Annotated in this window: 13 protein-coding genes; all 13 read right to left on the bottom strand. The window is 67.1% G+C overall.

Features of this window, described 5'->3' with window-relative positions; all coding sequences use genetic code 11:
• Nucleotides 1-9 precede the first annotated feature (9 nt).
• Nucleotides 10-576, bottom strand: a complete 567-nt coding sequence (gene dcd, locus AC1DQR_RS03875) for a dCTP deaminase (RefSeq protein WP_477132554.1) — start codon at nt 574-576, stop codon at nt 10-12.
• A gap of 193 nt (nt 577-769) precedes the next feature.
• Nucleotides 770-1,600: a formate dehydrogenase accessory sulfurtransferase FdhD gene (locus AC1DQR_RS03880; protein ID WP_416049447.1), complete on the bottom strand. Its 831-nt coding sequence runs from the start codon at nt 1,598-1,600 to the stop codon at nt 770-772.
• A 66-nt stretch (nt 1,601-1,666) separates the two neighbouring features.
• A complete protein-coding gene (locus AC1DQR_RS03885) occupies nt 1,667-2,206 on the bottom strand; it encodes a superoxide dismutase family protein (protein ID WP_416049448.1) in 540 nt (179 codons plus the stop codon).
• 13 nt (nt 2,207-2,219) lie between these two features.
• Entirely contained in the window at nt 2,220-2,621 is a 402-nt protein-coding gene (locus AC1DQR_RS03890; RefSeq protein ID WP_416049449.1) for a hypothetical protein, read from the bottom strand.
• Nucleotides 2,622-2,657: 36 nt separating this feature from the next.
• On the bottom strand, nt 2,658-3,869 hold the full coding sequence (locus AC1DQR_RS03895; protein WP_416049450.1) for a formate dehydrogenase subunit gamma: 1,212 nt from the start codon (nt 3,867-3,869) through the stop codon (nt 2,658-2,660).
• 52 nt (nt 3,870-3,921) lie between these two features.
• Complete coding sequence (locus tag AC1DQR_RS03900; protein WP_150984024.1) at nt 3,922-4,155, bottom strand: hypothetical protein; 234 nt, start codon at nt 4,153-4,155, stop codon at nt 3,922-3,924.
• The gene (gene fdh3B / locus AC1DQR_RS03905) at nt 4,152-4,811 is read right to left on the bottom strand and encodes a formate dehydrogenase FDH3 subunit beta (RefSeq protein ID WP_416049451.1); all 660 of its coding nucleotides are present in this window, start codon (nt 4,809-4,811) and stop codon (nt 4,152-4,154) included. The genes AC1DQR_RS03900 and fdh3B overlap by 4 nt, the downstream gene beginning before the upstream one ends.
• A gap of 97 nt (nt 4,812-4,908) precedes the next feature.
• Nucleotides 4,909-7,932: a molybdopterin-dependent oxidoreductase gene (locus tag AC1DQR_RS03910; RefSeq protein WP_416049452.1), complete on the bottom strand. Its 3,024-nt coding sequence runs from the start codon at nt 7,930-7,932 to the stop codon at nt 4,909-4,911.
• A gap of 55 nt (nt 7,933-7,987) precedes the next feature.
• Nucleotides 7,988-8,206, bottom strand: a complete 219-nt coding sequence (locus AC1DQR_RS03915) for a formate dehydrogenase (RefSeq protein WP_043348783.1) — start codon at nt 8,204-8,206, stop codon at nt 7,988-7,990.
• Nucleotides 8,207-8,343: 137 nt separating this feature from the next.
• Complete coding sequence (locus AC1DQR_RS03920) at nt 8,344-8,982, bottom strand: TorD/DmsD family molecular chaperone (protein ID WP_416049453.1); 639 nt, start codon at nt 8,980-8,982, stop codon at nt 8,344-8,346.
• 32 nt (nt 8,983-9,014) lie between these two features.
• A complete protein-coding gene (locus AC1DQR_RS03925) occupies nt 9,015-11,186 on the bottom strand; it encodes a 4Fe-4S binding protein (RefSeq protein ID WP_416049454.1) in 2,172 nt (723 codons plus the stop codon).
• Between the two features lie 100 nt (nt 11,187-11,286).
• Entirely contained in the window at nt 11,287-11,910 is a 624-nt protein-coding gene (locus AC1DQR_RS03930) for a DUF3306 domain-containing protein (RefSeq protein WP_477132555.1), read from the bottom strand.
• A gap of 16 nt (nt 11,911-11,926) precedes the next feature.
• The gene (locus tag AC1DQR_RS03935) at nt 11,927-12,499 is read right to left on the bottom strand and encodes a DUF3305 domain-containing protein (RefSeq protein WP_416049456.1); all 573 of its coding nucleotides are present in this window, start codon (nt 12,497-12,499) and stop codon (nt 11,927-11,929) included.
• Nucleotides 12,500-12,503 lie beyond the last annotated feature (4 nt).

Raw genomic sequence — 12,503 nt, forward strand, 5'->3', positions numbered from 1 at the left:
TGTATGCGATCAGGTCTTCGGCAGTGTGACACCTTGCTGACCCTGGTACTTGCCACCGCGATCGCGGTAGGAAGTCTCACAGATCTCGTCGCTCTCGAAGAACAGCACCTGGGCACAGCCTTCACCGGCGTAGATCTTGGCAGGCAGCGGCGTGGTGTTCGAGAACTCCAGCGTCACATAGCCTTCCCAYTCCGGCTCSARCGGGGTCACGTTGACGATGATGCCGCAGCGCGCATAGGTGCTCTTGCCCAGGCAGATGGTCAGCACGCTGCGCGGAATGCGGAAATACTCCATCGTGCGGGCCAGCGCGAAGGAGTTCGGCGGGATGATGCAGACATCGCCCTTGAAGTCGACAAAGGACTTTTCGTCGAAGTTCTTCGGATCGACGATGGTGCTGTTGATATTGGTGAAGATCTTGAATTCGTCGGCACAGCGGATGTCGTAGCCGTAGCTCGAGGTGCCGTACGAAACGATCTTGCGGCCGTCTTCTTCCCGTACCTGGCCGGGCTCGAAGGGCTCGATCATGCCGTGCTGTTCCGCCATGCGGCGGATCCACTTATCGGATTTGATGCTCATAGGGGTATCGGGATGAACAAATGAGGGCAGGCTCGGGCGCGGCCCATGCTGACCGGGAACACTGCTCGCATTTGCTCACAGGCGCGCCGGACCTGCCGGGGCCTTGCGATGGGCCGCATTGTACAACCAAAATCCGGCATCACCGCCTTAAATGCCGCCCCCGGCCCCGGAACGGGCCGCCCACCCCCGGGCGTCAGGCCGTGGCTTGCTCCGGCAACTGGTGCCGGAAGCGTTCGCGGCCGGTATAGAGCAGGAAGTGGCGCCCCGTGCACCGGGCAAAGAGAGCCAGGTTGACGCGCTGGGCCATCTGGTAGCCCATCTGCGTGACGCCCGAGCGCGACAGCAGGAAGGGAATGCCCATCTGGGCGCCCTTGATCACCATCTCCGAGGTCAGCCGCCCGGTGGTGTAGAACACCTTGTCAGCGCCGCTCATGCCTTCGAGCCACATCAGCCCCGCGATGGCATCCACGGCGTTGTGCCGGCCCACATCCTCGATGAACATCAGCAGCTCGCGCCCGCGGAACAGTGCGCAGCCATGCACGGAGCCGGCCTGTTTGTAGACCGACTGCTGCAGCCGGATGGTGTCGACGATGCCGTAGAGCGTTTCCTGGTCCAGGGTGGCGTCGTCCGGCAGCCGGATATTGTCCACTTCGTCCAGCAACGAGCCAAACACGGTGCCCTGGCCACAGCCGGTGGTCACCACCCGGCGCGCCGTGCGCTCCTCGATGCGATCCACGCCCGTGCGGGTCGTGACGGCGGCGGATTCGGTCTCCCAGTCGACCTGGATCGCAGCAATATCCTCGACCGATTCGACCAGGCGCTGGTTGCGCAGGTAACCCAGCACCAGGGCCTCCGGCGCCCCGCCCAGCGTCATCAGCGTCACCAGCTCGCGTTTGTCCAGGTAGACCGTCAGCGGGCGCTCGCCGGGCAGGAAGGCCTGGCGCACGCGCCCCTGCTCGTCGACCACCTCGACCTCTTCGATCAAGGGGACGCACGCGTGGGTCATTTCAGGGCGCAGGGGCATGGGCGTTGGGGATGCGGGATGGGCGGCGCGCGCCGGGAACCGCCGGCCCGCGCTGCCCCCCATCCGTCAGGACTTGGCGATCACGCCGCAAGCGATGCGGCCGCCGGAGTTGCCGGTGGGCTGGGTCTTGTAGTCGTCCGGGTCCTTGTGGACGACCACCGCGCGGCCCACCAGGCTGGTGGGGCCGGCGCCCAAGGTCACGCCGGTCAGCTCGAAGCTGGCCTGGGCGCGGCCGGTAGCGTCGGCCTTGAGGTTGTTGATGTCGCCGGCATGATGGTCGGGCATCGACATCGAACCGTGTGGCTTGGCCGTCGGGTTGAAGTGGCCGCCCGCACTCATGGCATCGGGGGCCGAGCAGTCGCCCTTCTCGTGCACGTGGAAGCCGTGCTCGGTATTGGGCGGCAGGCCGGTTACGTCGGCCTTGACCAGCACCGTGTCACCGCGCTGGGTGAAGGTGATGCTGCCCTGCGTCGCGGTACCGCTCTTGGACGCCAGTGCGGCGACCGCGGTATCGGACCTGCCCATCCCCATGCCCCCGCAGCCGGCCAGAGTGCCTGCCAGAGTGCCCGCTACAGCCAGACCGAAAAGTACACGTACACGCTTCATGCCGAACCTCCTCTCACGGTGATGTCCGGGGCGATTGTACCGCTCCCGTGCCCGGCGCTGCGGCCGGTTTGTGATCCGAAGGCGTGGCGACAGGTGCGGTGGAAGCCCCTCCTGCAGTGCTTGCCGCGGCTTGCGCAGCCGGCGCTTGCGCCACGAACGGGCCCGGATCGGCGCACGGCGCGGCCGTGGCGGCCGCCGCCACCACCTTGCCTTTGGCCTGCAAGTCGCTGTAGTAGTGCGCCGCCGCCTTGTCTTGTGCTCGGCAGAGCTGATAAGCGGCCACCTTGTCGGCCCAGCCGGCGCGCGCCTTGGCCTCGTCGGCCTTGAGCTTTTGCGCCTCGGTCGGCGGCGGCAGCTTGGCCAGGGCACCTGTGCCGCCAAGGGCCAGGGCGAGCATCAGCAGAATGCGGTTCATGGATCGGGCTCCTCGTTGGGTATCGGCCGTGCGCGCTCAGACTTCGCCCGGGCTGGCCCGGCCACCGGCGCGCTCGCCCGGCTCCGGCTCGGCCGCGCGCTGCACGGGGATCTTGCCTGCCTTGATATCGTCGTACCAGAGCTCGTGGTGCTCCTTGGCCCAGGCCTCATCGACCCAGCCGTCACGCATGGCGCGGTAGGCCCCTTCCATGCCGATGGTACCCATGTAGATATGGCCGCAGGCCATGGCGATCATCAACACCGCCGCGATGCCATGGATGACGTTGGCAACCTGCATGGTGGCGCGGTAGAAATCCATGCCGGGCACGATCATGTCGAGCACCCAGCCGGAGGCCGACAGGATCAGGCCGAAGACCACCAGCCCGCCCCAGAACCAGGCCTTCTCGCCAGCGTTGAAGCGCCCGCTTGGCACGTGCTTGCCGGACACGAGCCCGCCGAGCTTGATGAGCCACTGCCAGTCCTCCCGGGCGGGGAAGTTGTCGCGCACGAAGATCACGAAGCCGACGATCACCGACAAGGTAAAGACCGGGCCGACGATGTTATGGACGTTCTTCAGCAGGTAGGTGAGCCAGCCGAACAAGGTGTGGCCCATCAGGGGCAGCAGGAAATGCTTGCCGAACAGCATCACGATGCCCGAGACCGCGAGCGTGACGAATGAAATCGCCATGGTCCAGTGCACCATGCGCTCCAGCGGCGTAAAGCGCTGGATCATGCGGCCGGTACGCGGCGTATTGAGCGGGATCGCGCCGCGCCAGAAGAAAAAGGCCAGGATCGCGGCGGGCACCACCACGATCAGCCAGCCACCCCAGACGGTGATCACCCCGTTGCGCAACAGGCGCCACTTCTGCCCGGTGCGCTGGATCAGCACCCCGGCTTCCTTGGCGGGCAGGCTGCTGTAGTGCGCCTGGTCGGAATTCGCCTCCCGCCAGACCGGCGCGTTGTTGCCCGGTTGATCCTTGCTACGCGCCTGCTGGGCCTGCGCCTCGGCTGCGAGATCGCGGCGGGGCACGTTGAAGATATTCTCGGAAGCGATGCCCGCGAAGGGCTGGGCCGGATGCGTGGCGGGGTTGTTGGCCTCGGCGGGCGCGCCGGCCGCCTGCGGCGCGGAAGCGCCCTGGGCCGGGGCTTGGGCTTGGGCCCGCGCGGCCCCGGGCGGCGCCAGCAAGGCCAGCGCGCAGGCCACCCCCGCCAGGTAGCGGAACCAGCCAGGATTGAGCGTCGGCTTCATATGCCCTCCATCGGGTCGGCCAGGGTGCGCCCCGGGCTTCGCATCGCCGCTGTCATGGCGTGCGGTTGTATTCGTTCTGGTACTGGTTGCGCTCGCGGATCTGGTTTTGCCAACTGGTCTTGTCGCCCGGCGTCCAGCCCTTGGCCACGAAGGGATCGCCCGGCGCGCCCTCGTACGCCGGCGCGTCGGATTTCTTGTGCGCCGCCGTGGCGGTCTGCGCGCGCTCGCCGCAGGCGGCCAGCGCGGTGCAGCCGGCGGCCAGCAGGATCAGCAACAGGCGGGTCATGATGGCTGCGCTCCTGACGCGGGTGGCGCGGCGGGCGGCGCCGCGCCCGCGGTACCCTGCGTGGCGCCCTTGTTGCCGTAGGCCGTGCCCCAGCCGAACACATCGCCGCCCTTGCCGCGCTTGATCACGCGGTTGCGCAGTATGTCGGCAATGACGTCGCCGTCGCCGCCCAGCAGCGCTTTGGTCGAGCACATTTCCGCGCACAGCGGCAGTTTGCCTTCGGCCAGCCGGTTGCGCCCGTACTTCTCGAATTCTTCGTCGCTGCCGTTTTTCTCTGGCCCGCCGGCGCAGAACGTGCACTTGTCCATCTTGCCGCGCACGCCGAAGGTCCCGGCGCTGGGGAACTGGGGGGCGCCGAACGGGCAGGCGTAGGAGCAGTAGCCGCAGCCGATGCAGACGTCCTTGTCGTGCAGCACCACGCCGTCTTCGGTGCGGTAGAAGCAGTCGACCGGGCACACCGCCATGCAAGGCGCGTCCGAGCAGTGCATGCAGGCGACCGAGATCGATTTCTCGGCGCCGACGATGCCGTCGTTGATGGTCACCACGCGGCGCCGGTTGACGCCCCACGGCACCTCGTGCTCGTTCTTGCAGGCGGTGACGCAGCTGTTGCACTCGATGCAACGCTCGGCGTCACAGATGAATTTCATGCGTGCCATGGTCGTTCCTTGCCCTTGGTCTCTGTCCCTATCGCCATCTCTGCCGCCATCTCTGCCGCTAACTCTGTCGCTATCTCGATGTCGATCACAACCGCATTCAGGTGAACCGTGCGATCTGGCAGATCGTGGTCTTGGTTTCCTGCATCATCGTCACCGAGTCATAGCCGTAGGTGGTGGCCGTGTTGATGGCCTCGCCGCGCACGATCGGCATCGCGCCCTCCGGGTAGTAGTCCTTCAGGTCCTTGCCCTGCCACCAGCCAGAGAAGTGGAACGGGATGAAGGCGGTATCCACGCCGACGCGCTCGGTCACCAGCGCGCGCACCTTGATGTGCGCGCCTGTGGGCGTGCTGACCCAGCAGAAGTCGCCGTTGCGGATGCCGCGATCGGACGCCGCGCGCGGGTTGATCTCGACGAAGTTCTCCTGCTGCAACTCAGCCAGCCACGGGTTGGACCGGGTTTCCTCACCCCCGCCCTCGTACTCGACCAGGCGGCCGGAGGTGAGAATGATCGGGAACTTCTCGTAGAGCTTGTTCTCGACGTTGCGCTGCTGCAGCGACTTGTACAGCGTGGGCAGCCGCCAGAACGCCATCTTGTCGTCGTGCGTGGGGTACTTGGCGACCATGTCGGGCCGGGTGGAATACAGCGGCTCGCGGTGCTGCGGGATCGGGTCGGGGAAGTTCCACACGATGGCCCGCGCCTTGGCGTTGCCAAAGGGGTGGCAGCCATGGTTCTTCAGCACCACGCGCTGGATGCCACCGGACAAATCCGTCTTCCAGTTCTTGCCCTCGGCCTTCTGCTTCTCGGCGTCCGTCAGCTCATCCCACCATCCCAGCTTCTTCAGCAGCACGTGGTCGAACTCCGGATAGCCGGTGGTAATGTCCGCGCCTTTCGAGTACGAGCCGTCCTCGGCCAGCAGGCTGACGCCGTCGCGCTCCACGCCGAAGTTGGCGCGGAAGTTGCCGCCACCGTCCATGACGTTGCGGCTGGTGTCATACAGGTTGGGCGAGCCGGGGTGCTTGAGCTCCGGCGTGCCATAGCACGGCCACGGCAGGCCAAAGTAATCGCCGGTCAGGTCGTAGCCGGTCAGCGGATCCTTGCCGCCCAGGCAACGCAGCGTGCGCACGTCGAACTTCTCCATATTGCGCATATGAGCCTTGAGCCGCTCAGGAGATTGCCCGGTGTAGCCGATGGTCCAGTTGCTGGCGTTGATCTCGCGCAGGATGGATTCGACTTCGGGCTCCATCCAGGTCCGGCCCGCGCGCTTGACCTCGTTGAGCTTGAAGTTCTTCGACAGCTCCTTGCCAAAGCCAAGCCGGTCGGCGAAGGCCTGCATGATGGTGTGGTCCGGCATCGACTCGAACAGCGGCTCGATCACCTTCTCGCGCCACTGCAGCGAGCGGTTGGAGGCCGTGCAGGTCCCGGTGGTCTCGAACTGCGTGCAGGCCGGCAGCAGGTAGACCGCGCGGTTCGGGTTGACCTTGTCGCCTTCCGCCGGCGGCATGTTGGCCATCGCGGCGGTGGCTGACGGATACGGGTCGATCACCACCAGCAAGTCGAGCTTGTCGAGCGCCTTCTTCATCTCCAGGCCGCGCGTCTGCGAGTTGGGCGCATGGCCCCAGAAAAACACCCCGCGGACGTTGTTATCCTGGTCGATCAGCTCAGGCTTCTCGGTAACGATATCGATCCAGCGCGACACCGTGGTGCCGGACTTCTCCATCATCGCCTGCGAGGCGTACTGCTTCTTGATCCATTCGTAGTCGACGCCCCACACCGCGGCGAAGTGCTTCCACGCCCCGGTGGCCAGGCCGTAGTAGCCCGGCAGGGAGTCCGGGTTGGGACCCACGTCGGTCGCGCCCTGCACATTGTCGTGGCCGCGGAAGATGTTGGCGCCGCCGCCCGACACGCCGATATTGCCCAGCGCCAGCTGCACCAGGCAGGAGGCGCGCACGATGGCGTTGCCGATGGTGTGCTGGGTCTGGCCCATGCACCACACCAGCGTGCTGGGCCGATTCTTGGCCATGATCTCGGCAACCTGGTGGACCTGCGCCTCGGGCACGCCGCAGACTTCCTCGACCTTGTCCGGCGTCCACTTGGCCAGGACTTCTTCCTTGACGCGGTCCATGCCGTAGACGCGATCGTTGATGTACTTCTGGTCTTCCCAGCCGTTCTGGAAGATGTGGTACAGCACGCCGAACAGGAAAGCGATATCGGTGCCCGAGCGGACCCGTACGTAATAGTCGGACTTCGCGGCCGTTCGGGTGTAGCGCGGATCGACCACGATCACCTTGCAGCCGTTCTCCTTGGCGTGCAGCAGGTGCAGCATCGACACCGGATGCGCCTCGGCCGCGTTGGAGCCGATATACAGCGCCGCGCGGGCGTTCTGCATATCGTTGTACGAATTGGTCATCGCACCATAGCCCCAGGTATTGGCCACGCCGGCCACCGTGGTGGAGTGGCAGATGCGTGCCTGGTGGTCGGTGTTGTTGGTGCCGAAGAACGACACCCACTTGCGCAGCAGGTAGGACCCTTCGTTGCTGTGCTTGGAAGAACCGACGAAGAACATCGAGTCCGGCCCGGTCTGCTGGCGGATCTCTTTCATCCTGGCGGTGATCTCGTCAAGCGCCTGGTCCCAGCCGATGCGCTGGTACTTGCCGTTGACCAGCTTCATCGGGTACTTCAGGCGGTACTCGCCGTGGCCGTGCTCGCGCAGCGCGGCGCCCTTGGCGCAGTGCGCGCCCATGTTGATCGGCGAATCGAAGACCGGGTTCTGGCGCACCCACACGCCGTTGTGCACCACGGCATCGACCGCACACCCCACCGAGCAGTGGCCGCACACGGTACGGCGCACCACGATGTTGCCCTTGTCCTCGCCGCCGGCCGCCGCACCTGAAGCATCCGCGGCATCGGCCCGGCGCAACAGCGTCAGCTGCGAAGCCGCCAGCCCCGCGCCCACCCCGATGCCGGAGCGCTTGAGAAAGCTGCGCCGGTCCATGGTGGGCATGGCACCCGCCAGCCCGGCAGCCAGACGCTCGGAGAGCCGGCCGCCAGCGCGCTCGCCCGAGCCGCTAGCCACTTGCGAAGATGCGCTGCCCTGCGCCGCGCGTTTGCGGGTCAAGATCATGTATCACCCCAGGATGGAAACGAGGTAGAGCGAGGCGTGCGCCAGGCGCGACCACTCACACCAGCGTAGTCCGGTAGTACTTGCGAATATGCTCTGTGACCCGGTAGCCGTCGCCGTCGGTCGACGTGACATCGGGAATGGCCGCCGCCAGGCTGGGCACGGCGGGCATGGCCGGACCGCGCGACGTCAGCGCGGCAGCGGCGCCGGCAGCGGCAACAACCCCGGTGCCGGCAAGGAAGGCGCGGCGCGCGGCCTTCGGCTGCTTGTCTTTCATTTTGGGGGGGCTCCTCGGTCTGTCCAGGCCGATTACCAATCCTGTTATGAACACTACTGCCTATTTTAGAATGATATGTGTCGAAAGACCATGACTCCCCGGGATTTCCATGATGGCAATCAAGAACTTGCGTGCGATCAATGCATTTCCAGCGCGATCGCCTCGACCGCCATGAAGGCCTTCAGCAGCGCGGCCACGCGGGTATAGAGCCGCGCTTGCGGATGCGCCGCCGCGCTGTCGCACAGGGTTTCCACCCATGACTGCAGATGGCGCGAGAAAAAGTGCTGCTGCTCGGCAAGGTTTGCCACGCCGGCATCCTCGCCCGCCACCAGGAAGCGCATCACCTCGCACAATGTGGCGATGTGATCCTCGGTCTCGCTGACATTGTCCTGACGCACCAGGCCATAGCGCGCCAGGTCGTCGCGCAGCGCCACCAGCGGGCGCTCATTGAGGAAGCCGGTCTGGTAGTAGGAGCCGTACAGCAGGACTTCCGGCTTGCCCACGCCGACGAACAATTGCTGGTATTCGTCGCTGGCTTCTTCGGCCGTGGTGACCGATGCTGCGTCGCACAAATCGTTCCAGGCGTCGCCCAGCGGCGTGGCGGCATCCTCGCCGTACGCGCGGTTGGCGGCGATATGGTGCAGCAGCGCGGCATCCGGCGCGCGATACAGCAGCGTGGCCAGCAGGCCGTACAGGTCCGCCCGGGCGGTGTCTTCTGCGTCGGGCGCCGCGTGGGCGACTGGAGGGATCAGCTGGATAGGCTGGAAATCTGTCATGTCGTGATGATTCTCAAGGATGGCCTGCTTGGCTACTGCAAGGCGTTGCCGCTGGCCTCGCCGCTGTTCTTTTCCATCATGTCGACGACGCGGCAATCGCCGCACATCTTCAGGCGCTCGGCGGCCTCGCCGGCAAATGCCGGGTGGCTCGCCAGCCGGGCCAGCATGGCATGCACCATCTGGGCGGTGCCGAACGGTTTGGCGCAGCGAATGCAATGGAAGGGCTGGGTCTCGGCCAACGTCACGGTGCGGCGCGCTTGCTCACCGGTGAGCAAGCGCGGCACCAGGGTGATGGCGTCTTCCGGGCAGGTCTTCTCGCACAAGCCGCACTGCACGCAGTTGCGCTCCAGGAAGCCCAGCACCGGCCGCTCGGGATTATCGCGCAACGCTTGCGAAGGGCAGGCGCCCACGCAGGCCATGCACAACGTGCAGCGCCCGGTGTCCACCGCCACCGCGCCCAGCGGCGCCCCGGCAGGCAGCGCAACGCTGGCGGCCGGGCGCGGCGCATTGCGCACGAGATGATCAAGCGCAAAATCCAGCGTCTCGCGCTTGGCGGCAGCAGCGTGGAACACGGCGGGTGGCGCGGCTGGCCGGTTGCTCCCCGGCGCGGCCAAGGCCGATAGTTGCGCGTCCAGCGTGGCGGCATCCGGGCCATCCACCAGCGACAGGCATTCGCCGTCATAGCCAAGGCCCGCCAGAATGGCCTGCCCCACTGCTACCTGCCCGGCCAGCGCCGTGCGGTATTGCGGAGCTTCGTCACCGGTGAGCATCACGGCGACACGTCCAGCGCCCCAGCAGATGGCCGCCAGCCACAGCTCAAGCCCGCACGCGGCCGGGTGGAACAACCCCACCGGAATCACATTGGGCGGCATGCCGTGGGCCTGTCCGGCGCGCGCAGCGCGGCCCAACGCCAGGATGGGCGCATTGCCGTACTCCTCGCCATGCAGCAACATTACAGCGTCGCGCCCGCCCGCAGCGCGGTAGGCCGAAATCAGGGTGCGCAAGCGCTCGCCGAGGTGATCCGGTTTGGGATAGGCATAGCTGATGGCGCCGCTCGGGCACACCGTGGTGCAGGCGCCGCAGCCCATGCACAGGTTCGGCGTGACCTCAATGCGGCCGCGCCCGTCGTGCCATTGCGAGCGGATCGCTTCGGTGGAGCAGATGTCGATACAGGCCGTGCAACCCGTGGTCTGGTTGCGGCCATGCGCGCAGAGTTTCTCCTTGTACTGGAAGAACTTCGGCTTCTCGAACTCGCCCACCAGCTGGACCAGCGCCAATGCCTGCGCCTGCTGGCGCAGCGCATCCGCGCCGGCGTACAGGTAGCCCTGCGGCGGCGCGTGCATGAGGAAGGCGGGCGTGTCGGCCAGGTCGAACACCAGGTCGAAGCGTTCCGTGGCAGTGGCGGCCGGGCGGTCGAAGTCGATCGCGGCGGCGGCGCCGCAGGCCTTCACGCAAGCGCGGTGCGAGCGGCAGCGGTCCAGATCCACCTGGTAGCTGAAATCGATGGCGTCTTCCGGGCAAGCGTCGATGCAGGCATTGCAGCGCGTGCACAGGTCCAGGTCGATGGGGTTGCTGCGTCCCGCACCGGTCTCCCAGCTGGCCTCGAAGGCGCCCAGCCAGCCGGCGAGCTTGACCAGCTTGCCGCTGTGCACGGGGAACGCCCGCGAGGCGGGCAGGCCGGCCGGGGCCATGGCCGCGGCGGCGGCGCTGAGCAGCACCGACACATCCATGCCGGCTTCGGCCAGCTTGCCGGCCCAGGGGATCGCACGATCGGCGGGGCCTAGCACCAGCACGGCGCCGCCGGATCGGTAGTCCACCACGGGCACCGGATCCGGGTCCGGCAGCGCGGCGGCGGCCAGCAAGGCAGCGATCTTGGCGTTGGCGGTTTTCGGGTCGCGCCGCGCCCCCTGCGACCAGCCACCGGTCTCGCGGATATTGACGAAGCGCACGGGCGCGGTCATGGTGCCCTCGGCCTGGCGCCGGGCGGCTACCTCGGTAAATAGCGCGCGCTCCTGCGTGCAAGCCACGATGACGTCATCGGTGCCGGCGAGCGCGGCGGCGAAATCGCCAATCTCGCGGCGGCACAGCAGATGATGGACCTTGAGTGGCGTCTTCACGCCACCCGCGGGCGCGGGAACATTGCCCGACAATGCCGCCCCGTCTAGCGGCATCGTGTCGTTGCAATTGCAGATCAGCGTTGGCATGGCGAGTGCGGCTGGCCGGCCTGGCCGCCCCCTTTGTTGGGAGTCTTGCCGCCGGCGGAGTGTGGGGGAAGCCTATTGTAGGCCGCGCCGGGGGCAGCGACTACGCGTGTTTGCCTGGGGCGGAATGGCCGGCCGGGGACGCGGCAGGAGGCAAGCTGGCATCGGTGGCCATGGCGGTGGCAATGCCAGGCTCCCCGGCCTCGCCGGCCGTTTGTGCCAACGCGGCGGGCGGTTCAGGCGGCACCGGGACAGCGTCTTGCACATCGGGCCCTTCTAGCTGTGCGCGAGCCGCCGCCAGCTCCTCGTCGGTGGGCGCGAACAGCCCCAGCGTCTCGGACTGGCGCATGCGCCGCAGCACATCCAGCGGAATCGGATCGGGCTGGCTGTAGTCGTCGATATAGGTATCGAGGCCGTCCATCACGTTGAAATGCGGATCGGCGAACAATGTCTTGAGCGCGGCGCGCTTCACGTCTTCGTCCACGCCGCGCGCGACGAAGCGGGCGATGCTGTCGCCCGGCTGCAGCAAGGCGGCATCGGCTAGCGTGGGAAGCGGTTCAGCGGGTAGGGTTGGAACGGGGTCTGGCAGTGCCCGGGCTACTGGCGCATCCCTGCCGGGAGGCACGGACGATTCCGCCGGCAGGGGTGGCTCAGCCTCAAGCGGCTTGCCGTCACGCGCCGCGGCCTTGCGGCGGGACCAGCGCGACAGGAAGGAAGCATCGCTCATGCGCGGTCTGCCTGCATCAGTAGCGCGCCCTGTCCTCCGGCGCCTTGAATGATTCCGGGCGGCGGCGTTTCTTGGGCTCGGGGCGGTAGTACTGGGCCACGTAGGCTTGCAGCCACTCCAGCTGCTCAGGGGCCAGCGGCACGTTCTCGACGGTTTCGCCGGCGTCGAGCCAGCGTCCGGCCTCGTTGTAGGACAGTGTCACCGTCACCGGCACCGGCAGCGGCTCGCCGTCGCGCGAGGTTGGCACGGCAGCCTGCCCGCCCTCCTCTGCCATTCGCCACAGCACGAACCAGCAGGGCGCGGTGGAAGTGAGGTTGAGGTAATAGCCCTCGGCCTCGTCACGGAACAGCGTGACGGCGTAGCCCGGGTACAGCCAGCGCGCGCCGTGTTCGTCCTGCGCCAGGCAGTGGGGCACGGCGCCGAACTCGCCAAGATCCGGCAGCACGGCGTCGAGTTCCCATTTCCAAGGCTGCCAGCGGCTGGCCAGCGGTACGCGGCGCATCACCACGGCCATGGTCACGCCGGGCCGGCCGGCGGGCACGGCGTCGGGGGCCGGGTTGCCTGCAGCAGAGTCGGCTGGCGTGTCCATGGGG

The sequence above is a fragment of the Cupriavidus sp. 05L411 genome, assembly GCF_056398045.1.